The sequence below is a fragment of the Methanoregula boonei 6A8 genome, from assembly GCF_000017625.1.
Taxonomy (GTDB): domain Archaea; phylum Halobacteriota; class Methanomicrobia; order Methanomicrobiales; family Methanospirillaceae; genus Methanoregula; species Methanoregula boonei.
Genome location: NC_009712.1, coordinates 12,799 through 35,653 on the forward strand (window position 1 = coordinate 12,799; position 22,855 = coordinate 35,653).

Here is a 22,855-nt window from a genome sequence, read left to right on the forward strand (position 1 = left end):
AAAACAAAAAATTCAGGTAATTGAACATGGCAAAAGTCGTTGCATTCAACGGGAGCCCGAGAAAGGACGGGAACACGTCGATCCTTATCGGGCATATATTTGCGGAACTGGAGACCGAAGGGATCACGACCGAGCTTGTGCAGGTCGGCAAAAAGAAAATCCGGGGCTGCACCGCCTGTATGAAGTGTTTCGAGAAAAAAGACGGGCACTGTGTATTTGATGATGATATCGTCAACACCTGCATCGACAAGATGGTAGATGCAGACGGGGTCATCCTCGGATCGCCGGTGTACTTTCTGGACGTGACCGCGGAGATGAAGGGACTCATCGACCGGGCAGGGTTTGTGTCCATGGCAAATGGCGGCCTGTACCGCCGCCGGGTGGGCATGGCTGTTGCGGCAGTCCGGCGGTCGGGAGGCAGCCGCACGATTGACACCCTGCTCCACTTCCTGCTCGCCGGCGGCATGGTTGTTCCGGGATTCCCGGTCATTGGTGTGGGAAGGGAGATCGGGGACGTGAACAGGGACGAGGAAGGCATAGGCCGCGCCCGGGATGCCGGGAAGAACATGGCGTGGTTGATCAAGACGATGGAAAAGGCAAAGGAATCCTGAGATAAGCACCGGCGCACTTACCGGGACCATTATGCAACACAAAAATCCCGTACAAAAACTTCACAAAACGGTGAACCCATGACAAACGTTATAGCAGTCAACGGAAGTCCGCGAAAAAAATGGAACACGGCAACGCTGCTCGAACACACGCTTGAAGGCGCGAAATCGCTGGGGGCACAGACCGAGCTCGTGCACCTGTACGACCTGGAATACAAGGGGTGTACTAGCTGTTTTGCCTGCAAACTCAAAGGAGGAAAGAGCTACGGGGAGTGCGCGATGAAGGATGATCTTTCCCCAGTGCTGGACCGGATCCAGGACGCGGACGTCCTGATCCTTGGCTCTCCGATCTATTTCGGGCTCGTTACCGGGGAGATGCGCTCCTTTATGGAACGCCTGCTTTTCCCGAATCTCACCTACACCCGTCCCCCGCAGTCCCTTGCCAGGAAAAACCTTCCCACCGCATTCGTGTACACCATGAACGTCTCCGAACAGATCATGAAGGAGCAGTACTGTGGGCATATCGGGGCAAACGCTGCGGTCTTAAAGATGATATTCGGGCAGTCCGAAACCCTTTTCTGCAACGAGACGCTCCAGTTCGAGGATTACGACAAGGTGGTCTTCAACTACTTCGACCCGGAGGAACGACGGGAACGGCACCGGACCATCTTCCCGCAGGACTGCAAGAGGGCCTACGATCTCGGCATACGGCTGGTGCAGACAGCAAAATCCCATAGCCTGACAACGATTCCTGAGAAGGGGGCGTGAACAGATATGGAAGTCTTCGAAGCCATCCATGCCCGCAGAGCCGTAAGGAAGTACCTGCCGGATCCGGTACCAAAGCTGGAGATCCTCAGGATCCTCGATGCGGCCAACTGGGCCCCCTCTGCCATGAACCGCCAGCAGTGGGAGTTTGTGGTGGTGACTTCCCGGGACACGATCCGGGAGATGGGGGAAAACTACCGGGCGATTGTCGAGGAGTTCACGCGGAACTGGGACCCCTCCCCGCTCCGTGGTTCTCTCTCCCGAGAGGAGTTCATCCGGTATGCGGAATCGTATGGTAATGCCCCGGTGGTGATCGTGATCCTGACCGATGCGGCCGACTCCGATGATCTCCGCAAGGCGAACCTTGAGAGTGCGAGCGCTGCCATGGAGAATCTGCTTCTTGCCGCAACCGCCAGAGGGTTTGGCACCTGCTGGATGACCGGCCCCCTGAGGGGCGAGAAGACCCTGCGCAGGATCCTTTCCATTCCTGACACCAAAGAGATCGTGGCCGTCACACCGCTCGGGTTTCCCGCAGGGGATCCGGCGATTCAGCCGCGTCTGGACCCGGAGCTCATGCAGAAGGTCCGGTGGGTAGGGTAAGCATCCACAACCACACCTTTATCTGACTGACCGGCAAGATCGTGTGATACCCCAAAGGAGGACAATCATGGCCACTGACCCGGTCTGTTACATGGTAGTAGATGAAGAGGATGCCCAGTATAAAAGCACGTATCGGGATGCGGAGTATTACTTCTGCTGCGCCTATTGCAAGAAGCAGTTCGATGCCGACCCGAAGCGGTACAGTCGCATTGTACCCGACATGAACATAGATTCGGTGTCCTGCTGATGCCATCGGCCACGGGTTCTGCCACAATTGCAGAGACGCTTGAGGCCGACGGCCGGTTTTCCCACTTTATCCAGAGCATCAGGGCCGCCGGTCTTTATCCGGTGCTTGCCGGGAAAGGGCCGCTGACTGTCTGTGCGCCAACCGACGCGGCCTTCGGTCTGCTGCCCCGGGAGACCCTTGCGGCGCTCACGGGCGATCCACAAGGGCGGCTCCTCCGGGTGCTCCAGTACCATATCCTGTACGGGAATCTCCCGTGCAGCACGATCAAGAAACTGAACTTCCCCAAGACGCGCCTCGGGATCACCGTCGAGATCACGGAAAAGGACGGGGTGGTACTCTTCGGGGGAGCTCCTGTGAACGTCCCGAACATTGCCTGCACCAACGGGATGATCCACGGCATCGGCCGCGTGGTGATCCCCCGGTGAGCCATGAGCCCCTGGGCAAGGCGAACAACAACCTATAACTCATTTCGTGAGCAATATTTCATTCGTTGAATAATCCTTTTTATAGTCGTCATATCCTCAAAAGTAAAGGTCCAGCCATGAACCCACCATCAGTCGTCGACAGCATCCTCTCCGCACGCTACCTGCGCAAAGGAGAGAAGGATTTTACCGATATCTGCCGCCGCGTTGCCTCGGCCCTGGCAGACGATGAGAACGAACGCGCCCGTTTTTATGAAGCGATGATCTCGCTGCGCTTTTTGCCCAACTCTCCTACGCTCATGAACGCGGGAACCGAGATTGGGCAGCTTTCGGCCTGCTTTACACTTCCCGTCCCGGACACAATCGATGGGATCTTCGATGCAATGAAAGAAGGGGCGATCATCCACAAGACCGGCGGTGGGACGGGCTACAACTTCTCGCACATCAGGCCGGAAGGCTCCCCTGTCCAGTCCACTGATGGCGTGGCCTCGGGCCCGATCTCGTTCATGCGGGTATTTAACGCCGCAACCGATGTGATCAAACAGGGCGGGCGGCGACGCGGGGCAAACATGGGGATCCTCAATGTCTGGCACCCCGACATCCTTGCCTTTATCTCCGCAAAGAAAAAAGAAGGTGAATTCTCCAACTTCAACATCTCGGTGATGGTCAACGACAAGTTCATGGACCTCGTTGCGGCCAAGTCGTTTGAAACCGTCTGGCTCACCAAGGGGGGCACGGGAGAGAAGATCACGGTCGGGCAGATCTGGAACGGGATTGTTGAGGGGATCTGGAAAAACGGGGAGCCGGGGATCCTCTTCTATGATGAGATCAACCGCCACAACCCCACGCCCCAGCTTGGGGAGATCGATACTACGAACCCCTGCGGGGAACAGCCCCTCCTGCCCTACGAGAGCTGCGTACTGGGGAGCATCAACCTTGCCGCCTGCGTCCGCGAAGGAGCCTTTGATGAGGACCTGTTGCGAGACACGTCGAGAATGGCAACCCGGTTCCTGGATCTTGTGATCGAGAAGAACGTCTTTCCTATCCCGCAGATCGCTGAGGCCACGAGAAAGACGCGCAAGATCGGCCTTGGGGTCATGGGCGTGCACGATGCGATGCTCATGCTCGGTCTCTCCTACGATTCTGAGAAAGGGCGGGCCTGGTGCGAGTGGGTCATGAAGGTGATCACCGAGACCGCCATCGAGGAATCCCACCGGCTTGCAGAGAAACTGGGAACATTCCCGGCCTGGCAGGGCAGCATCTGGAAGGATTACGAGGTCAGGAACGCCGCCATGACCACAGTGGCCCCTACGGGGACGATCTCGCTTCTGGCCGGATGTTCGAGCGGGATCGAACCGATCTTCTCGTTTGCCTATACGCGGAAGAACACGGTGGGCAAAGTCTTTGTGATCGTCAATCCGGTTTTCAAGGAAGCCCTTCTCCATACCCTGACCGGCATGGGTTATGCCGGGGACGAGCGGGAGAAGAAGGCCGGCGAGGTGATTTCCCACGTCCACGAGACCGGATCGATGCAGGATGTTGCCTGGCTCTCAGCGGAGTTCCGGGGGCTCTTCAAGACAGCACTCGATATCCCGTGGCGGGAGCACATTCTGATGCAGGCCTGCTTCCAGAAGTACGTGCATGCATCGATCAGCAAGACCATCAACATGCCCGGATCGGCAACAAAGGACGACTGTGCCGAGGCGCTCCTGATGGCCTGGAAGCTGGGCCTTAAAGGGATCACCATCTACCGAACGGGCAGCAGGGAGGACGTGGTTCTTGCCTTAAAGGAAAAAGAGAAGGCGCCTGCTTCAGCCCCTGCTCCTGCCACCGTGGCCGCATCTCCCATGCGGACGGTGCCGGAGAAGATCCCAAGTTTATCTATCGACCGGCCAAAGGAGCTTGCCGGGCGGACCTATCTCTGCCAGTCCGGGTGCTGCCGGCTGTATGTGACGGTCAACCTGCTGGACAGCAAGCCCATGGAGGTCTTTATCCGTACTGTCGGGAATGGCGGCTGCGATGCCAACAGCAGCGCCCTCGGCCGTGCGATCAGCACCGGCCTCCAGAACGGAGTACCATACGGGAAGTTCGTCAAGCAGTTTGCAAAGGTGAACTGCATCTCCGCGATCAAGAACCCGTCGTCCGAAGGACATTCCTGTGCAGACGTTGTCGGGCGCTGCATCGAGCTCTCGGCAAAGAACCAGAGCGTGGCAACTTTGAGCGACTGGAATATCACCAAGACCAGCGAAAAGAGACTCTGCCCTGAGTGCCACGAGCCGCTTGACTTTGGCGAGGGCTGCAACCAGGGGATCTGCAAGCACTGCGGCTGGTCCGGGTGCAGCTGATCCGGCCCTTTCCCTCTCTTATTCCCGTTTTTCATTTCATGGTGTCCGAGCCCGGCACCTGTTTTTTAGTCAGCGAGTTCTCCTCCTGCTCCGGTACTATACCCCGTTCCATAGCAGTGCAGCTGTTTTAACTGGATGGCAAATTCTTGCGGCCCTGTGGACAACACTTGAACAAACGTTCGGATAAAAAAGGATTTGACGGGTATTTTTTTTAGATAAAGAGCGGTGCAAGCACGAGCGAGAGGGTCGCCAGGAGCTTGATAAGCACGTGGAGCGAGGGACCTGCCGTGTCCTTGAACGGGTCGCCCAGCGTGTCGCCGATAACGGCTGCCTTGTGGGCTTCACTCTTCTTGCCGCCGTGGGCACCGGACTCGATAAATTTCTTGGCATTGTCCCATGCCCCGCCGCTGTTGTTGAGGATCAGAGCGAGGAGAATGCCGGTGATGGTCGCGACCATGAGGAAGCCGGCAAGGGCCTCGTGCCTCATGGTGACGCCGATGAAGATCGGGAACCCGATCACGAGGACTCCCGGGAGGACCATGTTCCTGAGTGCGCCCTGGGTCGTGATATCGATGACTGCTGCATAGTCGGGCTTCTGGGTGCCTGCCATGATACCCGGGTTCTTGAACTGGATGCGGACTGCTTCGATGACCGACTGGGCGGTCTTGGAGACCGCGCGGATGGCAAAGCTTGCAAAGAGGAAGACGAGCATCGCACCGAGAAGTGCCCCGACAAAGACCGGAACGCTTGCAAGGTTGACGACATCGAAAGCCTTGGCCGTCAGCTTGGAAATATCGGCCATATACGCGTTGAAGAGCAGGAATACCGCGAGGGATGCACTCCCGATAGCATATCCCTTGGTGAGAGCTTTCGTGGTGTTACCGGCTGCATCAAGGCTGTCCATGCGCTTCCTGACTTCCTCGGGGGCGCCACTCATCTCGACGATACCGCCGGCATTGTCGGCGATAGGCCCGAAGGTATCCATGGCAAGGACGTACGCACAGACCATCAGCATACCCACGGTTGCAACGGCCGTGCCGTAGAGGCCGCCGCTCTCGATTCCGGTCATGGAACCGAACCAGTAGGAAAGCAGGAGGGAGATGGCGATAAGGATGGCGGGAATTGCGGTGGTCTCAAGACCGACCGAGAACCCGGTGATGATGTTTGTCGCGGCTCCGGTCTCGGATGCGTCAGCGATCTCCTTTACCGGCCGGTAGTGGTGGTCGGTGTAGTAGAGAGTGACCCGGAGGAAACAGACCGAGAGTACGATCCCCACGAGACCTGCGTAGAAGAAGTACAACCAGCCGGTAGCCGCTCCAAGGAGCCACTGGACTCCGAAGAAGAGGAAGACCGCGGAGATGATCGCGGTGATGTAGTACCCGCGGTTCAGTGCATCCATCGGGTCGGCTCCGTCCTTACCTTTGACGGTGAGAATACCGATCATGCTGGCCAGAAGACCAAGTGAGCACATGACAATCGGGAAGAGGACACCGTTCACACCGAAAACCGGGAAGAGCGCAACACCGAGGATCATCGCACCGATGTTTTCGGCTGCGGTGGACTCGAAGAGGTCGGCGCCACGGCCGGCACAGTCCCCGACATTGTCGCCGACAAGGTCAGCGATGGTGGCCGGGTTCCGGACATCGTCTTCGGGAATACCTGCCTCGACTTTACCGACAAGGTCTGCACCCACATCGGCGGCTTTGGTGTAGATACCACCGCCGAGCTGGGCGAAGAGTGCGACAAAGGAGGCACCAAAGCCAAAGCCGAGAATGACAAAGGGCGTGGTCTGCGGGTTTGCCCCGAGCGCGATATACGTCAGGGAGACACCCAGGAGCGACATCGAGGTGATGATAAGGCCTGAGATCGCTCCGCCGCGGAACGAATAGTCAAGCGCCTTACCGTCACTGTGCTGGGCTGCTGCTGCCGTGCGGATATTGGTCCTGACCGCAATGGACATGGCGACAACGCCGGCAACTGCACTGCATGTGGCACCAATGATGTAGGAGACTGCCGTGTACACTGCAAGCGACTGCTGCCCGGTGAAGTAATAGACGACAAAGATCACCACGGCAAGTATGATGGCAATGATGGCGATGGTCGAGTACTGGCGCTTGATGAATGCTTCCGCACCCACCTTGATTGCATCGGAAACCTCGCGCATCTTGGGCGTTCCCTCGTCCTGAGAGAGGAGATTACGCGCCAGGAGGGCGGCAAGGATCAATGCGATAAGACATATCACAATGACAACGACTAATGCTGTTTCGATCATTCCATGACCTCCCTGCTATGGTATGGTATACCCCGGACTCCTGCATGCGGGTACAGAAATGTACCGCACACCGCCTCTCCAGAAAAGCCGGTTGTGGAGCGCTGGGCCATAACACATCAGGTTTGACGAATCCCCGGGCCGTTCCGGCAAAGCCGAAGCCTTTTTGCCCGCGGATATGATTTTCCCCTTCAGGATGGTGCCATGAACTTTTGCGGGACGGATTCCCGTCCCTGCCACGCCGGCCACCCGCCATCAGGACAGTATTACTGCATTTTTGTTACATTAAACATTTATCATCGGTAATTGGTGCGGTGGCAGGTCAGGGGTGAGACCGGGAACCCGTTGTGTGTACGTATTTTGTAGAAGATCAGGCAATGGCAAAAACCATAGATCTCAGGCACGATCTTAGATCTATGGCGAAGTTAATACCCAGTGGCCGGCCTGTCGTGACTAATTCAATACGATTAATAATGAAAAATTCCCATACTCCTGCGGGTGGATAGCGTGCAGTTTCTTCTCTTTCTGATCCTGTTCCCGCTGATCTCGGCACTCTTTATGCTTGCGGTGCGCCGGGATACGGAGCGGGTCTGGATCGTTAAACTCTCTGCCCTGGCCATTGGTGTGGTGACCGTTCTTCTTCTTGTCACCCAGGTGGGCCAGGGAACCCTGTATTTCGGGTTCAATGCGGAGCCGGTCAGCCTGCTGATGTTTGTCCTTGAGATGGTGATCTCGGTTATCATCCTCTGGTATGCCGTGCAGTTCCGCAATTACCTGGTCATCGCTTTAACGCTCGTCGAGACTGCGCTCATTATCTGGTTTGAATCCGCTGCCACTCCGGCAGTGGTGGTGAAAAGCCCCCTCTTCCTTGACCCGTTCTCGATCATCATGGCTCTGATCATCGGGATTATCGGGAGCCTGATCTGTGTCTATTCCCTTGGGTACATGCGGCATTTTTACCAGCACCATACCGAGATTCCCGACCGGACCAATACTTTTTTTATCATCATCTTTGTCTTCCTCTCGGCGATGTTCGGGCTGGTCTTCTCTAACAGCCTCATCTGGGTCTTCTTCTTCTGGGAAGTGACCACGCTCTGCTCGTTCCTGCTCATCGGGTTTACCAGGACCGAGGAGGCAACCAAGAACGCGTTCACCGCCCTGTGGATGAACCTCTTGGGCGGAATCGCGTTTGCCGGGGCAATTGTGTACCTTACCTACCAGCCGGCTGGCATGCTTGGCCTTGACCAGGTGCTTGTATCAGGAAAGGCCCTGGTCCTCATCCCGGCGGCGCTTATCGGGTTTGCCGGCCTCACGAAGGCCGCCCAGATGCCGTTTTCATCGTGGCTTGTCGGGGCGATGGTGGCCCCCACGCCGGTCTCAGCACTGCTCCATTCGAGCACGATGGTAAAAGCCGGTGTCTATATCCTGGTCCGGTTCGCGCCGGTCTTTACAGGAACTGCCGTTGGCTATACCCTTGCCTTTGTCGGGGGGTTCACCTTCCTCATCGCATCGGGAATTGCGATCTCCCAGACCAATGCAAAGCGGGTGCTTGCCTACTCCACAATCGCAAACCTCGGGCTTGTGGTGGCCTGCGCCGGGATCGGGACGTACGAGGCGATCTGGGCAGCGATCCTGTTGATCGTCTTCCACGCGATCTCCAAGTCGCTCATGTTCCTCTCAGTGGGGACTGTCGAGCACCGGATCCGGAGCCGGGAGATCGAGGATATGAACGGCCTGATCGTCCGGATGCCCCGGATCGCCGCCATGATGACGATCGGGATCGCCGGCATGTTCCTTGCGCCGTTTGGTATGCTGATCTCCAAGTGGGCGGCGATCCAGGCCTTCATCGACGCCCCGTTCGGGCTGGTCTTTGTCGTGATTCTCGCATTTGGCAGCGCACTCACCTTGTTTTTCTGGGCAAAATGGATGGGCCGGCTGCTTGCAATAACGCCGGATGCGGAGAACGTCGAAGGGCTGGTGGACAAAAACGAATGGATTGCGCTTGTCTCACTTGCCGGTCTTACGGTGGTCACCTGTTTCATCTTCCCGCTCATCTCGGCATACCTTATCGAGCCCTTCCTGCTTGCCAATTACGGGACGGTGGCCGGCCTTGCGCAGGACAACATCATCATCATGATCATGATGCTGTTTTTGATCGTCCTCTTACCACTTTCCATCCTGCTCCCTCACAAAAAGGCGCGGACCCTCCCGCCCTACATGGGAGGAGTGGAGACGACCCACGACATGCATTTCCAGAATGCTCTCGGCGCACGCACCGAGATGAAACTGTCCAACTATTACGTTGGTTCGTGGTTTGGTGAGGCACGTCTTGCCATGACCGGGATCTGCCTGTGCTCGGTCTTTATCGTGCTCATGTTTGCTGCAGCATTTATCGGGGGAGGTGCGTTCCTGTGATCTCCCTTGCCTGGGCTGCTGCCTTTATCCTGCTTGCGCCGGCCATCGGCGGCCTTATCGCGGGTATCGACCGCAAGGTAACCGCCCATATGCAGGGCCGTGTCGGCCCGTCCATATTCCAGCCGTTCTACGACGTGGGCAAGCTCTTCGAGAAGGAGGGTGCAATGGTGAATGAGACCCAGCGCTTCTACGTGCTGAGCTACTTTGTCTTTGCCGTCTTTGCCGGGGCCATCTTCTTTGCGGGTGGCAACCTGCTGCTCGTGATCTTCGGGCTCACGCTTGCCGAAATATTCCTGGTGCTCGGGGCTTATTCGGCAAACTCCCCGTACAGCCACGTGGGTGCGGAACGGGAACTCATCCAGATTATGGCCTACGAGCCCATGCTTCTCCTTACCGCTGTCGGGATGTACGTGGTGACCCGCTCCTTTGATGCGATCGATATCGCCGGGTTCCCGACGCTCCTTGTCCTTCTCCTTCCAGGGGTATTCCTGGGCTTTGTATATATCCTGACCATCAAGCTGCGCAAGTCGCCCTTTGATATCTCGACCTCGCACCATGCCCACCAGGAGATCGTCAAAGGTGTGACCACCGAGTTCTCGGGCCCCAACCTCGGCTTTATAGAGGTGGCGCACTGGTACGAGGTGGTCCTGATGCTCGCCTTTGTCTTCCTGTTCTTTGCAGCGAACTGGATCCTTGGTATCATCGCAATAATCATCGTGTACCTGCTCGAACTTGCCATAGACAACACCAACGCGAGGGTGAAGTGGCAGCTTGCCGTGAAAAGCTCGTGGACTATCGCCCTTGTACTTGGGGCGCTTAACATTGCGGTGCTCTATCTCATCGGGAGGGCCTGACATCATGGCATACTTACAGAAATCCCCGTGGATCATCCACTACGATGCATCGAGCTGCAATGGCTGCGATATCGAGATCCTTGCCTGCCTCACTCCCATGTATGATGTGGAGCGCTTTGGGATCATCAACACCGGCAACCCCAAGCACGCGGATATCTTTGTGGTGACGGGCTCAGTCAATGAGCAGAACAAGTACGTTATCAGGAACATCTACGACCAGATGCCGGATCCAAAAGTGGTCGTGGCGATCGGGATCTGCGCCACCTCGGGCGGGATCTTCCGGGAGTGCTACAATGTGGCCGGCGGGATCGATACGATTATCCCGGTGGACGTATATGTGCCCGGCTGCGCAGCCCGGCCCGAGTCGATCATCGACGGGATTGTAAAAGCGCTTGGAGTTCTTGAAGCAAAGAAGGCCGCGATGGCTACCGGAGCGCCGGCCAAGGTTCCGGCTTCCGCTGTGGCCGCGGAGAAACAACCCGCAGGAGGTACATAAATGGTACTTGACCAGCAGACCACCATCCCGATCAGTATCGACGAGCTCGTGGCCCGGACCGCGCAGCTCAAAAACGACGGCTGCCGGCTCGTGCAGATCGGTTGTACGCAGGTGGGCGACGACTTCGAGATCAACTACGTGTTCGACAAGGACTTTGTGCTTACCAACCTGCGCATTACGGTAAAGCAGGACACAATCATCCCCAGCGTGAGCGGTGTGTTCTTCGGTGCATTCGTGTACGAGAATGAGATCCACGACCTGTACGGTATAACGGTCAAGGGCATGAACATCGATTTTAACGGGCACTTCTACCGGACCACGGTCAAACATCCGTTCACGGTGACCGTTACCAAAGGAGGGGAAGAGTAATGTCAAAACAGATAACCGTCCCGTTCGGTCCCCAGCACCCGGTGCTCCCGGAGCCGATCCACCTCGACCTTGTGCTTGAAGACGAGCGGGTGGTGGACGTTATCCCTTCAATCGGGTACGTGCACCGGGGCCTTGAAAAATTGGTGGAGAAGCGCGAGTACCCCGAGTACATCTATGTTGCAGAACGCATCTGCGGGATCTGCAGTTATATCCACAGCAATACGTATGCGGAGTGCGTCGAGCATATCATGAAGATCGAGGTGCCCGAGCGTGCGCAGTACCTCAGGACCATCTGGACGGAGTACTCACGGCTGCACTCCCACCTCCTCTGGCTCGGGCTTTTTGCCGACGGAATGGGCTTTGAGAGCGTGTTTATGAACGCGTGGAAACTCCGCGAGCACATCCTTGACGACCTTGAAGCCACCACGGGCGGCCGGGTGATCCAGGGTGTCTGCAAGATCGGTGGTGTCCGGCGGGATATTGCGCCTGAAAAACTCGACGAAATGGTAAAGGGGCTCAGGGCCATGGAGCCTGCGATCCGCGATCTCACGAACGTATTCTTAAACGACGCTTCGGTGAGCCACCGGCTTAAGGGCGTCGGGATCCTCCAGAAGGGGGATGCCTATACCCTCGGGGCAGTTGGCCCTACGGCCCGGGGAAGCGGGATCGGGATCGATCTCCGCCAGACCGGCTATGCGGCCTTCGGGAAGATCAATTTCAAACCGGTCGTGGAGCAGTCCGGTGACTGCTACGCACGGTGCGCGGTCCGGGCAAAGGAGCTCTTCACCTCGATCGATATCGTCGAGCAGTGCGTGAAAAAGATCCCCGAAGGCCCGGTCGAGGTCAAGGTGACCGGTGCTCCCGACGGCGAGTACTTCGCCCGGGCAGAGCAGCCCCGGGGTGAGGTTGTCCACTACATCAAGGGGAATGGCAAGCGCAACCTTGTCCGCCACCGGGTGAGGACCCCGACGTTCACGAACATCCCGCCGCTCGTGACCCTGCTCAAGGGGTGCGAACTCGCGGACGTACCTATGATCGTGCTTTCGATCGACCCCTGCGTGGGCTGTGCGGAGAGGTGAGCAGGCATGAGCTACTTTGAGAATACCAAAACCGTGCTCAAAAGCCTGTTCTCCCGCCCGGCAACCCTGATGTACCCGGCAAAACCAGCAAAGAAGGCCGCCCTCACCCGGGGCCACGTGACCATTGTCCCGGAGAAGTGCATTGCCTGTCGCACCTGCCAGCGCAAGTGCCCGACGCAGGCGATCATTGTCGATGTCAAAGAAAAGACCTGGCAGATCGACCGGCTCCGCTGCATTGTCTGCAACTGCTGTGTCGAAACCTGCCCCACCAAGTGCCTCGCGATGGATACCCAGTACTATGAGTCCATGACGGCCCGGGGCGGGATCATGAAGGTGACGGTGGCCGGGCCAAAGAAAAAGGAACCGGCGCCGGAAGGGGCAAAGCCGCCGGAAAAGAAGGAATAATTTTTTTTTAAATTTTATACTCGACTACCACCGCAACTGAAATTTTTTGTTTTTTAGTGTATACCAGAAGAAGTTATAGCACCGTATCAAAAAAATTCTCAGTTTTGTTGTGTCAGTGATGATGAATACCTCAATATTTACATTGTCTGATCCGCATTTTGAAAAATATTCGAAGAACGCGACAGCACTGTGATTGCCATCATAAATGAAAAGTTCATTATTTTTTTCAAAAAAAGTGATCGTATATTTGAAATTATTTGTAGGGATCTCCTGCATGAGTTCTTGGATTCTATCCCGATGCGCAACGTCATTGCATTGGGGATTTTTTAGCATCGTCATCACTTGATCTATACGAAAAAATTTAGATCCATATTCCCTTCTGCTTCGGACACCACCGAGATTATACCATTCGGTATTCGTTTTCGCTAACATTTCACGTGAGGTAATAAGACCTTTTGATACAACTGCGCCAGCTTCAATAAATTGAACTAATTGCGGAGCACGAGGTTCTAAAAATTGTTTGAGTGTATTGATTTCTTCAGACGAGCAATCTTTGCGATTAGTAATTTCTGCCATGATTAACTATGTATAGTATATCGTACTTTTTGTGATATAAACACTCCTATTTATACGGTTTTTATTACAATGTCCTGACTGGATTACAGGGGAATCAAGTTTTCGGGTAAATACCTTCCCGATATTCTCCATTTTCTTCTGTCATACCGAGTTTTCTTATGTGGCACATTATTCATTCTCGCCACCTCCTTCATCCAGAGTTTGATGCTGTTATCATAATCGGAGCGTTGATACAAAACCCCGTTATCATTACATAAATGGGAAGGTATCCCCACTCCGTCGCTGGGAGATAGTCACCTGTCCAGAATTTTTGGCATCCCCTCCTCCCGACCATTTTTTTTCGGGCCGGGGGATGACCCCCATTTATGCGGACAAAGGGGGAGGGGGTGGGGGCCACCCCCCCACCACCGGATCCGGGATGTCTGCCGTTTCTGCACAGGAATTGCAGGCGCGCTCGCATGGAGACTCCGACGAAAGATTTCTGGTCGCGGGCCGGACCGGGCTTGGGGGGGGGGGGTGAGGGGTACCCCCCCCACGTGCCCGGACACAAGGGGGGGAGGGTGATCCTCCCTGAGCAAAAAGAAGTGAGGGGGGTGGGCCACCCCATCGGTTTTTCCCGGGCGAACTCGGGCCGGGCCCGTGCAGAAGGTTGCGGTTTTATGTGGCCTGCCGTCCCGGTCAACATAAGAGCGGGTGCCGGGCGCAGGCCATGGACCCCCGTTACCGGAGACAGGCCATGGACCGGCAAAAGATCGAAAAGGAAGAAAAGATCCTTAAAGACGATATTGCGCTAGCGGAAAAAGATGCGATGGGGTTTAAGGAAGAGTTCCTGCTCTTTTTAAAACAGTACCAGGTAATCGGGCTTGCCGTTGCCTTTGTGATCGGCACAGCGGCGACCGCCATGGTCAACGCGCTCGTCAAGGATATCATCATGCCCGTGGTGAGTGTGCTCACGCCCGGCGGGCAGTGGCAGACCGCGGTGCTGGCAGTCGGGCCCATCAACCTCCTTGCCGGCGATTTCCTCAGCGCCGTGCTGGATTTCCTGATCATCGCGCTCGTGGTCTTCTTCCTTGTGAAGTACGTCATGAAAGGCGATGTGACCAAAAAGGTATGAGGGGGGGGCCGGGCCTTGAGCCTCTTTAGCGGTGCAGGCCCTTATCGCCGCGCCGGACTTCCATTTTCATGGTGCCGTCGGGCTGCATGATCCGGACCATCTCCGGCTCCGGTGGCGCTGCGGGGACCTCGGGTTTTGATGAACTGTGCTGGATGATCACCGTGTGGGTCTCTCCAGAATCTCCACTGTCCGTATCCGGAGTTTCCGGTGTTGCATGGATGGTGCCCTGCACGATGTGTCCGCGTGCCGGCTCCTGCCGGGCCTGTGCGTCATTCTGCTGGGCAAGCTTCATGGCGATTGCCTTGAAGTCGAGCATCTCTGCCATCAGGCCCTTGAGGAGCGCTTCCATCTCGTCGGTTTTCTGTTCAAGCGCCGCTACCCGGTCTCCCGGCTTTGTGTTCTCTGAAATCTCCATAAACCTGATCAGCGTCTCCTGCCGTTCCGGCCTCTCGTTTGAAAATTCGTTCTTTCCATGGGGCATCGCATACTAAAACATTACTCTTCCCCCGGACATGTTAAAGGGAGGTGTAAGATTCCGGTAAGGATCATTCCCAAAAGAAGGGTGCGGGGCGGTTGCCGCCCCGGCCTCCCGAGCCGGAAAAATACCCGCGGATTTGCCCCCGATTCCCCGGGACGGGATGCCCGGTATAAAGGCCAAAAACCCGGTTCAGGGCGGAGGAGCCACAACGCCGGCGCCGTGGTACAGGGTATAAAAAAGCTATGGGCCGGTGCAGATGTATATATACTGACGGGAAGATGAATGTGCGCAGATATCATCCTGCATGAGTTAATTCAATGGAAAGAAGAGGATTTGGCGGCCCGAGAAATTTCGGACCCAGAGAAATGACAAAAGCTGTCTGTTCAGACTGTGGAAAAGAGTGCGAAGTTCCGTTCAAGCCCACCGAGGGTAGGCCGGTTTATTGCAGGGACTGCCTGCCCAAGCACCAGAAGCCCCGCTTCTGAAGTAACCACAATTATTTTTTCTTTTTTTGTATTCATTCCCCGTTACGGGATAGCATCAGGACTCTTCCGTGAGCCGGCGCTGTAGTAATTTAAAAAAAAATTCGTTTCAAAAACTGGCTTGAACGCTAACATATATCAGACTCCGGTCGGAGACTCTGGTATGAGCGGCGCAAAATACATTCGCTGGTTTGAGGAGATCAGGAACGAGGATGTTGCCAGTGTCGGGGGCAAAAATGCCTCGCTTGGAGAGATGTACCAGGACCTGACAAAGGTGGGAGTAAAGATCCCCAACGGGTTTGCCATCACCGCCGACGCATACTGGCGTGTCGTGAAAACAGGGAATGTCCTTGGCCAGCTCAAAACCACTCTCGCCGATCTCGATAAGACCAGCGTCACCAATCTCGAAGGCCGGGGGAAACAGGCACGAGATCTGATCCTTGGTGCAGGCATCCCGGACGATATCTGGAACGAGATAAGCGCGGCCTACGATACACTCTGTGAGGAATACGGGCCCGATACCGATGTTGCAGTCAGGAGCTCCGCAACAGCCGAAGATCTTCCCACCGCCTCGTTTGCCGGCCAGCAGGAGACCTATCTTAATATCCGGGGATATCCTGCGCTCAGGGAGGCCTGCAGCAAATGTTTTGCCTCCCTCTTTACCGACCGGGCAATATCCTACCGGATCGACCAGAACTTCGATCATTTCAGGGTCGCGCTCTCGATCGGGGTCATGAAGATGGTCCGCTCCGACCTGGCGTCAAGCGGGGTGATTTTCACTCTCGATACCGAGACCGGGTTCCGGGAGGTTGTCTTTATTACCGGTTCGTACGGCCTTGGCGAGAACATCGTGCAGGGCGCTGTCAACCCGGACGAGTTCTACGTCTTCAAACCCACGGTGCGGACCGGGCACCGGGCCATTATCCGGAAAAACCTTGGCGACAAGAAGATCAAGATGATCTACGGGCAGGGCACCTCCAAGGTCCTGACACGGAATGTGGAAGTCCCCGAATCAGATGGACGGCGGTTCTGTATCACGGATGACGAGATCCTCGAACTGGCACAGTTCGCGATAAAGATTGAGGATCACTACTCAGGGAAAGCACGCCAGACCGTTCCGATGGATATCGAATGGGCAAAGGATGGGATCACCGGGGAGCTCTTCATTGTGCAGGCCCGGCCCGAGACCGTCCACTCCCAGGAGGCAATGGATATCCTGGTGACCTATCACCTGGAGAAGCGGGGGCCGGTCCTTGCGACGGGAAAGGGTGTGGGTGAAAAGATCGCGACCGGCAGGGTGCGGGTGATCGCCGATGTGAGCCGGCTTGGCGAGTTCCGGCCCGGGGAGATCCTTGTTGCCGATACAACAAACCCCGACTGGGAACCGGTCATGAAGACCGCTGCGGCTATCATCACCAACCGTGGAGGGCGGACCTGTCATGCTGCGATCGTCAGCCGTGAGCTTGGCGTTGCAGCGGTGGTCGGGACAAACGATGCTACGGAGAAGATCAAAACCGGTCAGAACGTAACGGTCAACTGTTCGGAGGGGGACGAGGGGGTGGTATACGACGGGATCCTGCAGTTCCATGTCGAAAAGGTATCCCTAAAGGATCTCAGGCGCCCGAAAACAAAGATTATGATGAACCTTGGGGAGCCTGACCAGGCCTTTGCCCTTTCGATGATCCCAAACGACGGCATCGGGCTTGCCCGGATGGAGTTTGTCATCAACAATTATATCAAAATCCACCCGATGGCACTCGTCCACCCGGAAAAAGTCACCGATGAGACCGTAAAGGCAAAGATCGCCGGCCTCACGTACGGGTACGCAAGCCCGGAAGATTATTTTGTCGGAAAACTGTCGCAGGGCATCGGGACGATTGCGGCCGCTTTTTATCCCAAACCGGTGGTGGTCCGGATGAGCGATTTCAAGACCAACGAGTATGCCGATCTTCTCGGGGGGAAATCTTTCGAGCCCGAAGAGTCAAACCCCATGCTCGGCTTCCGCGGGGCCTCCCGGTACTATGATGAGAAGTACCGCGAAGGTTTTGCCCTTGAATGCCGTGCGATGAAACAGGTACTCGAAGAGATGGGTCTCACTAACCTGGTCATCATGATCCCATTCTGCCGGACGGTCGATGAGGGGGAAAAGGTGCTTGCCGAGATGGCAAAGAACGGGCTTGTGCGGGGTAAGAACGGGCTGTCGGTCTATGTGATGTGCGAGATCCCCAACAACATCCTCCTTATCGATGAATTCAGCCGGCTGTTCGATGGTTTCTCAATCGGTTCAAACGACCTGACTCAGCTGACCCTCGGGGTTGACCGCGACTCGGTGGTGGTGGCCCACGATTTCGATGAACGGGATCCCGGTGTGATGAAATTTATATCCCTGGCGGTACAGGGTGCGAAACGGAACGGACGCCATTCCGGCCTGTGCGGGCAGGCGCCCAGCGACTACCCGGAGTTCGCCGAGTTCCTGGTCAGGGAAGGCATCGAATCCATATCCCTCAACCCGGACTCGGTGATGAAGATCACCCAGAAAGTGGTTGCACTGGAGGAGCGTCTGGCGGGCAGGAAAACAACGTAAAAGAGGCCCTCATGTTTTATGAGCCGTTATCACCCGGTTCCCGCTTACAAAAATGTAAACGTCTCGGGCACGAGCGTCTGGAGGTCCACCATCACGGCCTGCGCCGGAGTGGGGTTCACATTCATCTGCTTCTGGAACGCGGTCTGCGACTGCCAGGTGCCCGCATTAATGCCCAGCACCCCGCGGTACTGGGTGAGCCCCGTGATATGGACATGACCCGTATGCAGGATCTCAGGCAGCGGATCGATAATCAAGTGGTCGGACTTTCCCGCGGCAATCGGGGTGCGCCGCCCGTATGCCGGGGCCAGGTGCCGGCGCTGGAGCATCTCCTCCATCATTTTACCGCTCTGCTCGTAGGAGGCCCCGGGAATAAGGCCGATCATATCATCGATCGACCTGCCATGGTACATCAGCACCCGCACACCCTGCAGGTTCACGAGCGCCGGGTTCTCGACAAGCATACAGTTTTCGGGGAACTTTCTGGTGAACTGCTCCGGGATCACCGGCTGGGGCTCGGCCCCCCGGACCACATCGTGGTTGCCGGGCGCAACAATGATCTTGATCCGGTGGGGGATCCCGCTGATCATTTCGCCGAAGGCATCGTACTGCTCGTAGATGTTTTTTATCGTCAGTTCCTGGTCCTGTCCCGGGAAGACGCCAATTCCGTCTACGAGGTCGCCGGCAATGAGGAGGTAAGATGCCCCGGATTCGCCAATCCAGTCCACGAACCGGAGCCAGCTGTCCTCAAGGAACGTGTTACTCCCCACGTGGACATCGGAGATAAAGACCGCCTTTCCGGGTTTATCGCTCAGGTAGGGTTTGTTATCAATCCGGATATCAGGCCGGAACATCTGCTCGGCAAAGAAAAGCCGGCCGTCGGTGGAGAGTTTGCCCTTTACCCCGATCACTTCGTCCGGAATCAGGCGCTCGGCGTCGGCAAAGACCGGGCGGTCCTTTCTGAAGAGCACCGAGAGATTGGCTGTCGAGTCTTCGATCTCGGCGATCCGGTGGCCGTTTGTCGTGGTCTTGACTTCGGATACCATCCCGATCACCGTGCACTCCTCCTGGCGGTACCGGGGCGAGCGGGTAAGCCCCTCGATTGGCATCGAGCTGCACCGGTTCCGGATCATCCCGCCAAGCTTGCTGTACCGGTCCCGGAAATAATGGAGGTAGTCGGCGGAGCTGTTGATGCTTCCCGAAGTCCCGGGGCCGCCCGAAACAATCTCGACGGTCGGGTCAGTCAGAAAACGCATTCCGTCCCGGGTCGCGTTCATGCCCGGGATGTGCTTTGCCGAGACCACCACAGTATCTGCAGGTACGCCGGCGATGATGCGCTCGATCAGGTCCGGGTTGTCCTGCTCCTGGATATACCGCACCACATCGGGGTGCACCTGGAGCCGGGTATCGAGGAACCGGATTGCGATCTCCTGCGCATCAAGCATACTATCATACTGAGCTGTACCGGGAAAAAAGATGTGCTATCCTGCACTGGGCCGGAAGTATTCTTGATATCGTCCCCGGCCAAACTCTCTTTAATTTCCGGGATCCCGCCATGCTCGATACGCTCCAGATGTTCCTTTTTGCCTTTGTCGTAGGTCTCACCGGCGCCCTTGCCCCGGGCCCGACGCTTGTGGCCACCATCAACGCCTCGGTGGCCGGCGGCTGGACGGTTGGGCCCCGGGTCACGTTCGGCCACATGCTCTCCGAGCTCATCATTGTCATACTGATTATCTCCGGCCTTTCAACGGTTGCCCTGCGGTACACGACCGCGGTGGCGGTCATCGGGGGCGTCGCGCTGATCGCCTTTGGCCTCCTCACCCTTGCCGGGAGCCGGCATGTCTCCCTTGCGGGCAACAGGAGCACTGAGGCAACGGTCACATCAAGCCCGTTCTTTGCCGGTTTTGTCACAAGCGTTGCCAACCCTCATTTCTGGATCTGGTGGCTGACGGTAGGAGGTGCGATGGTGATCGCGGGCCTCGCCGGCGGGATCTTCCTTGCCTGTGTATTCATGGCCGGCCACTGGTGTGCTGACCTCGGGTGGTACACGGTGGTCTCCACCGGCATTGCCAAGGGCAGGACAATCCTCACGGATACCGCGTACCGCTGGATCATGACAGCCTGCGGGATATTCCTGGTTATCTTCGGAGCATACTATCTCGTGCACCTGGTCATTCCTGCATAACGGGACAAAAAAGGGATGCGCTATATTAACGAACAACACCAATAAAAAGCGCTAAGTATGGCAGACAACCAGGACCCGCAGGGTATCCGCGCACAGATCCAGGCCTTCCGGACGAGCGATCACTGGGCAGTCTCCCTTGCCCGGGATATCCTCTGGGTCGTGGCAGTGGTCGGGTGCATTGCGCTTGCCCTGTACCTGATCTGCGGGACCTGGCCTGCAGTCGTCACCGTGGAATCAGGGAGCATGGAGCCCCATATGAACATCGGGGACCTGGTCGTGGTGGTTGCCCCCGATCGGTTCGGTCCCCTCCAGACATGGGACGAGGCCCATGCCACCGGGTACCAGAAGTTCGGTGATTACGGGGACGTGATCATCTACCGCCCCAACGGCCAGACTGATTTCTGGGCCCAGATCGGCCTCTTGCCGCTCTCCAGCCAGCATCCGATCATCCACCGGGCCATGACCTGGGTGGATGCCGGTTCGCCCGAACCTACGTACATCAACCCGTACGGCGGGGAGGCTACACCCCTCAGATATACCCCGATTACAGTAAGCAACACGACAACATACGGCTACTACATCCTCTATCCGCAGGATAATGCCACGGCCCTGCAGAACCTCTCTGCCTCGGCTCAGGGCATGGGCTTTGGTGATGCGGCCGGAACAAAGTACTTCCTCCCCCAACAGTACATCACGAACGGCTCCGGATTTGTCATGTATGGTGACGCCACGACCCACGGCGGCTACATCACCAAAGGAGATAACAACCCGGTCAGCGATGAAGGCTACATTACGGTGGACAACCAGGCGATCGAGCCGGTGGAGAAGCAGTGGGTGGTGGGAAAGGCTCTCTTCACGGTCCCCTATGTAGGCCTCCTGCCGCTCCATATCTGGTGGGTAATTATCATCGTGATCATCGGGATGGTTGCCTGGGACTGGTACGCGAAGAAGAAGGAAGAGGGCCCTGCAAAGAAAGGCGGGAAGCAGAAGGCAGCGGGCAAAGGCTCCCGGAAGAATAAATAAGACTGCCTGCCTTTGGTGGTACTGATCATGGCACCTGCACTGATCCCCCTGTTAAACGATTGTCTGGCCGGCCACCGCCTTACCCCGGAAGAGGGCGAGATCCTCATGAAGGCCACCGGCCGGGACATCTTCCGGATCACCGCGGCCGCTGACGAGCTGCGCGAGAAGAAAGTCGGCGATATCGTCACGTATGTGCGCAACCAGAACCTGCATGTGACCAACATCTGCAAGAACCTCTGCGGATTCTGCGGATTTGGCAAGAAGGCAACTGACCCCGGTGCCTACTGCCTTGACCGGGATACAATCCAGGCAGGTGTCCGGCTGGCAGAGAAACGAAAGGTCACCGAGATCTGTTTCCTCTCCGGGGTCCACCCGGGGTTTGGCCTGGAAAACTACACGGACCTTATCGCTGCAGTGCACGAGATCGCCCCGGAGATCCATATCCATGCCTTCAGCCCGGACGAGGTGGCCCACGCGGCAAAGCGGGGCAAACTAACGACAGCCGAGGTGCTTGCCGCGCTCAGGGACGCAGGTCTTGGCTCCCTGCAGGGAACGGCTGCGGAGATCCTCATCGAGCCGGTCCGAAAAGTCATCTGCCCGCGGAAGGTCTCCGGGCAGGAATGGGCACGGATTATCAAGGAGGCTCATAAACTGGGCATCCGCTCCTCTGCCACCATTATGTACGGCTCGTACGAATCGGCCCGGGACCAGGTGGACCACCTGGCGATCATCCGGGAGATCCAGGACGAAACCCACGGGTTTACCGAGTTTATCCCAATGTCCTACATCCACCCCAACACCCCGCTCTTTACCGAAGGGATCGCCCGGGCCGGGGCAACGGGCAGGGAAGACCTCCTCATGATCGCGGTCTCGCGACTCTTTCTGGACAACTTCGACAATGTCCAGGTCTCGTGGGGCAAGCTCGGCCTCAAGATGACGCAGCTTGCGCTCCTCTGCGGTGGAAACGACCTTGCGGGTACGATGTTCACGGACGAGGTCTCCGTGGATGCGGGAGCCGGGGATGCCAGTTACCTTGCCCCTGAAACCATGGAGCGGATGACCTCCGATCTTGGCCGGACCCTCAGGCAGCGGACAACGCTCTACGAACTCGTGTAAAGCGTAATGGAAAGCGGCGCAGAAAAAATAAAATCAGTTTTTTTGTAAAGCTGGGGCAGATCCCCGTTTACAGCTGTTCCAGTGCCTGCCGGCCGGTCATACCGTTCTTGATTCCCCGGCTCATGGCTGCCCGGTTGGTCTCTTTTACGATCCCGGTCAGGATATCGGTCGTGTTCACAATGGACGGGCCGGTGGCGGGCCGGACTTTTGCAGCGGGATAACTAAACGAGTCCAGCGCAGCCACATCGAAAGCGCCGCACCCGACAAGCCCAACGTCGGTGATAATGGCCACGAGGTTGGCCGGTCCCAGCGGGATAACGTACCCTTCGGCAACCTTGTGAGCCAGCTGAACGGTGACTTTTTCCATAACACTCCTGAATGGACATTGGTGCCACGGTGTTATAAGGACTGCGGGACAGGCAATCC

23 protein-coding genes are annotated in these 22,855 nt (G+C 56.9%); 18 read left to right on the forward strand and 5 right to left on the reverse strand.

The features are described 5' to 3' along the window. Positions 1–26: 26 nt before the first annotated feature. The 6 genes from MBOO_RS00085 (at position 27) to MBOO_RS00110 (ending at position 4,987) form a co-directional block, all read left to right on the forward strand. On the forward strand, positions 27–611 hold the full coding sequence (locus MBOO_RS00085) for a flavodoxin family protein (protein ID WP_011991029.1): 585 nt from the start codon (positions 27–29) through the stop codon (positions 609–611). Between the two features lie 78 nt (positions 612–689). After that, a complete protein-coding gene (locus tag MBOO_RS00090) occupies positions 690–1,376 on the forward strand; it encodes a flavodoxin family protein (protein WP_011991030.1) in 687 nt (228 codons plus the stop codon). 6 nt (positions 1,377–1,382) lie between these two features. After that, positions 1,383–1,973, forward strand: a complete 591-nt coding sequence (locus MBOO_RS00095; protein WP_011991031.1) for a nitroreductase family protein — start codon at positions 1,383–1,385, stop codon at positions 1,971–1,973. A 67-nt stretch (positions 1,974–2,040) separates the two neighbouring features. Beyond that, a complete protein-coding gene (locus MBOO_RS00100) occupies positions 2,041–2,220 on the forward strand; it encodes a YHS domain-containing protein (protein ID WP_048068159.1) in 180 nt (59 codons plus the stop codon). After that, a complete protein-coding gene (locus tag MBOO_RS00105) occupies positions 2,220–2,645 on the forward strand; it encodes a fasciclin domain-containing protein (RefSeq protein WP_011991033.1) in 426 nt (141 codons plus the stop codon). Before MBOO_RS00100 ends, MBOO_RS00105 begins: the two co-directional genes overlap by 1 nt. Positions 2,646–2,761: 116 nt before the next feature. Further along, positions 2,762–4,987 carry an adenosylcobalamin-dependent ribonucleoside-diphosphate reductase gene (locus MBOO_RS00110; protein ID WP_011991034.1) on the forward strand — a complete coding sequence of 742 codons (2,226 nt, stop codon included), beginning with the start codon at positions 2,762–2,764 and terminating at the stop codon, positions 4,985–4,987. A 211-nt stretch (positions 4,988–5,198) separates the two neighbouring features. Here MBOO_RS00110 and MBOO_RS00115 read toward each other — a convergent pair whose 3' ends face one another. Next, on the reverse strand, positions 5,199–7,259 hold the full coding sequence (locus MBOO_RS00115) for a sodium-translocating pyrophosphatase (RefSeq protein ID WP_011991035.1): 2,061 nt from the start codon (positions 7,257–7,259) through the stop codon (positions 5,199–5,201). 504 nt (positions 7,260–7,763) lie between these two features. Here MBOO_RS00115 and MBOO_RS00120 point away from each other — a divergent pair. From MBOO_RS00120 to MBOO_RS00145, 6 genes are read left to right on the forward strand one after another with little or no spacing between them, the layout of a single operon-like run. Further along, entirely contained in the window at positions 7,764–9,671 is a 1,908-nt protein-coding gene (locus tag MBOO_RS00120) for an NADH-quinone oxidoreductase subunit 5 family protein (RefSeq protein ID WP_011991036.1), read from the forward strand. Next, positions 9,668–10,525, forward strand: a complete 858-nt coding sequence (locus MBOO_RS00125; protein WP_011991037.1) for a respiratory chain complex I subunit 1 family protein — start codon at positions 9,668–9,670, stop codon at positions 10,523–10,525. Before MBOO_RS00120 ends, MBOO_RS00125 begins: the two co-directional genes overlap by 4 nt. Before the next feature lie 4 nt (positions 10,526–10,529). After that, the gene (locus MBOO_RS00130; RefSeq protein ID WP_011991038.1) at positions 10,530–11,021 is read left to right on the forward strand and encodes an NADH-quinone oxidoreductase subunit B family protein; all 492 of its coding nucleotides are present in this window, start codon (positions 10,530–10,532) and stop codon (positions 11,019–11,021) included. Next, a complete protein-coding gene (locus MBOO_RS00135; protein WP_011991039.1) occupies positions 11,022–11,390 on the forward strand; it encodes an NADH-quinone oxidoreductase subunit C in 369 nt (122 codons plus the stop codon). After that, positions 11,390–12,469 carry a hydrogenase large subunit gene (locus tag MBOO_RS00140; RefSeq protein ID WP_011991040.1) on the forward strand — a complete coding sequence of 360 codons (1,080 nt, stop codon included), beginning with the start codon at positions 11,390–11,392 and terminating at the stop codon, positions 12,467–12,469. Before MBOO_RS00135 ends, MBOO_RS00140 begins: the two co-directional genes overlap by 1 nt. A gap of 6 nt (positions 12,470–12,475) precedes the next feature. Further along, positions 12,476–12,874, forward strand: coding sequence for a 4Fe-4S binding protein (locus MBOO_RS00145; RefSeq protein ID WP_011991041.1), 399 nt, complete (start codon positions 12,476–12,478; stop codon positions 12,872–12,874). Positions 12,875–12,898: 24 nt separating this feature from the next. Here MBOO_RS00145 and MBOO_RS13675 read toward each other — a convergent pair whose 3' ends face one another. Continuing rightward, the gene (locus tag MBOO_RS13675; protein WP_011991042.1) at positions 12,899–13,450 is read right to left on the reverse strand and encodes a hypothetical protein; all 552 of its coding nucleotides are present in this window, start codon (positions 13,448–13,450) and stop codon (positions 12,899–12,901) included. A 736-nt stretch (positions 13,451–14,186) separates the two neighbouring features. Between MBOO_RS13675 and MBOO_RS00155 the strand changes: the two genes are divergently transcribed. After that, positions 14,187–14,564, forward strand: coding sequence for a large conductance mechanosensitive channel protein MscL (locus MBOO_RS00155; RefSeq protein WP_011991043.1), 378 nt, complete (start codon positions 14,187–14,189; stop codon positions 14,562–14,564). A gap of 25 nt (positions 14,565–14,589) precedes the next feature. On the opposite strand, the gene MBOO_RS00160 is transcribed toward MBOO_RS00155, so the two are convergent. Next, a complete protein-coding gene (locus MBOO_RS00160) occupies positions 14,590–14,979 on the reverse strand; it encodes a hypothetical protein (RefSeq protein ID WP_157677544.1) in 390 nt (129 codons plus the stop codon). A gap of 380 nt (positions 14,980–15,359) precedes the next feature. Between MBOO_RS00160 and MBOO_RS13290 the strand changes: the two genes are divergently transcribed. Both MBOO_RS13290 and ppsA read left to right on the forward strand, forming a co-directional pair. Beyond that, a complete protein-coding gene (locus MBOO_RS13290; protein WP_011991045.1) occupies positions 15,360–15,527 on the forward strand; it encodes a CxxC-x17-CxxC domain-containing protein in 168 nt (55 codons plus the stop codon). 160 nt (positions 15,528–15,687) lie between these two features. Beyond that, positions 15,688–18,108, forward strand: a complete 2,421-nt coding sequence (gene ppsA, locus MBOO_RS00170; RefSeq protein ID WP_011991046.1) for a phosphoenolpyruvate synthase — start codon at positions 15,688–15,690, stop codon at positions 18,106–18,108. 44 nt (positions 18,109–18,152) lie between these two features. On the opposite strand, the gene MBOO_RS00175 is transcribed toward ppsA, so the two are convergent. Beyond that, positions 18,153–19,550 (reverse strand): DNA-directed DNA polymerase II small subunit, encoded by a 1,398-nt coding sequence (locus MBOO_RS00175; RefSeq protein ID WP_011991047.1) that lies wholly within the window; start codon positions 19,548–19,550, stop codon positions 18,153–18,155. Between the two features lie 110 nt (positions 19,551–19,660). Here MBOO_RS00175 and MBOO_RS00180 point away from each other — a divergent pair, with 110 nt between their 5' ends. The 3 genes from MBOO_RS00180 to cofH are packed head-to-tail and all read left to right on the forward strand — an operon-like array spanning position 19,661 to position 22,429. After that, positions 19,661–20,290 carry a LysE family transporter gene (locus MBOO_RS00180; protein WP_011991048.1) on the forward strand — a complete coding sequence of 210 codons (630 nt, stop codon included), beginning with the start codon at positions 19,661–19,663 and terminating at the stop codon, positions 20,288–20,290. Between the two features lie 57 nt (positions 20,291–20,347). After that, positions 20,348–21,313: a S26 family signal peptidase gene (locus MBOO_RS14105; protein ID WP_011991049.1), complete on the forward strand. Its 966-nt coding sequence runs from the start codon at positions 20,348–20,350 to the stop codon at positions 21,311–21,313. Between the two features lie 27 nt (positions 21,314–21,340). Next, on the forward strand, positions 21,341–22,429 hold the full coding sequence (gene cofH / locus MBOO_RS00190; protein ID WP_011991050.1) for a 5-amino-6-(D-ribitylamino)uracil--L-tyrosine 4-hydroxyphenyl transferase CofH: 1,089 nt from the start codon (positions 21,341–21,343) through the stop codon (positions 22,427–22,429). Between the two features lie 67 nt (positions 22,430–22,496). Here the strand turns inward: cofH and MBOO_RS00195 are convergent, their stop codons facing one another. Beyond that, the gene (locus tag MBOO_RS00195) at positions 22,497–22,796 is read right to left on the reverse strand and encodes a YunC family protein (protein WP_011991051.1); all 300 of its coding nucleotides are present in this window, start codon (positions 22,794–22,796) and stop codon (positions 22,497–22,499) included. Positions 22,797–22,855: the final 59 nt, after the last annotated feature.

Excerpts from the sequence above, each read along its gene's own strand:
- ppsA (WP_011991046.1), top strand. The coding sequence starts at position 15,688 with ATGAGCGGCGCAAAATACATTCGCTGGTTTGAGGAGATCAGGAACGAG.
- MBOO_RS00115 (WP_011991035.1), bottom strand. The coding sequence starts at position 7,259 with ATGATCGAAACAGCATTAGTCGTTGTCATTGTGATATGTCTTATCGCA.
- MBOO_RS00110 (WP_011991034.1), top strand. The coding sequence starts at position 2,762 with ATGAACCCACCATCAGTCGTCGACAGCATCCTCTCCGCACGCTACCTG.
- MBOO_RS00130 (WP_011991038.1), top strand. The coding sequence starts at position 10,530 with ATGGCATACTTACAGAAATCCCCGTGGATCATCCACTACGATGCATCG.
- MBOO_RS00160 (WP_157677544.1), bottom strand. The coding sequence starts at position 14,979 with ATGGAGATTTCAGAGAACACAAAGCCGGGAGACCGGGTAGCGGCGCTT.
- MBOO_RS00140 (WP_011991040.1), top strand. The coding sequence starts at position 11,390 with ATGTCAAAACAGATAACCGTCCCGTTCGGTCCCCAGCACCCGGTGCTC.
- MBOO_RS00095 (WP_011991031.1), top strand. The coding sequence starts at position 1,383 with ATGGAAGTCTTCGAAGCCATCCATGCCCGCAGAGCCGTAAGGAAGTAC.
- MBOO_RS00155 (WP_011991043.1), top strand. The coding sequence starts at position 14,187 with ATGGACCGGCAAAAGATCGAAAAGGAAGAAAAGATCCTTAAAGACGAT.
- MBOO_RS00135 (WP_011991039.1), top strand. The coding sequence starts at position 11,022 with ATGGTACTTGACCAGCAGACCACCATCCCGATCAGTATCGACGAGCTC.
- MBOO_RS13290 (WP_011991045.1), top strand. The coding sequence starts at position 15,360 with ATGGAAAGAAGAGGATTTGGCGGCCCGAGAAATTTCGGACCCAGAGAA.
- MBOO_RS00090 (WP_011991030.1), top strand. The coding sequence starts at position 690 with ATGACAAACGTTATAGCAGTCAACGGAAGTCCGCGAAAAAAATGGAAC.
- MBOO_RS00175 (WP_011991047.1), bottom strand. The coding sequence starts at position 19,550 with ATGCTTGATGCGCAGGAGATCGCAATCCGGTTCCTCGATACCCGGCTC.
- MBOO_RS00105 (WP_011991033.1), top strand. The coding sequence starts at position 2,220 with ATGCCATCGGCCACGGGTTCTGCCACAATTGCAGAGACGCTTGAGGCC.
- cofH (WP_011991050.1), top strand. The coding sequence starts at position 21,341 with ATGGCACCTGCACTGATCCCCCTGTTAAACGATTGTCTGGCCGGCCAC.
- MBOO_RS14105 (WP_011991049.1), top strand. The coding sequence starts at position 20,348 with ATGGCAGACAACCAGGACCCGCAGGGTATCCGCGCACAGATCCAGGCC.
- MBOO_RS00085 (WP_011991029.1), top strand. The coding sequence starts at position 27 with ATGGCAAAAGTCGTTGCATTCAACGGGAGCCCGAGAAAGGACGGGAAC.
- MBOO_RS00100 (WP_048068159.1), top strand. The coding sequence starts at position 2,041 with ATGGCCACTGACCCGGTCTGTTACATGGTAGTAGATGAAGAGGATGCC.
- MBOO_RS13675 (WP_011991042.1), bottom strand. The coding sequence starts at position 13,450 with ATGGCAGAAATTACTAATCGCAAAGATTGCTCGTCTGAAGAAATCAAT.
- MBOO_RS00195 (WP_011991051.1), bottom strand. The coding sequence starts at position 22,796 with ATGGAAAAAGTCACCGTTCAGCTGGCTCACAAGGTTGCCGAAGGGTAC.
- MBOO_RS00145 (WP_011991041.1), top strand. The coding sequence starts at position 12,476 with ATGAGCTACTTTGAGAATACCAAAACCGTGCTCAAAAGCCTGTTCTCC.
- MBOO_RS00180 (WP_011991048.1), top strand. The coding sequence starts at position 19,661 with ATGCTCGATACGCTCCAGATGTTCCTTTTTGCCTTTGTCGTAGGTCTC.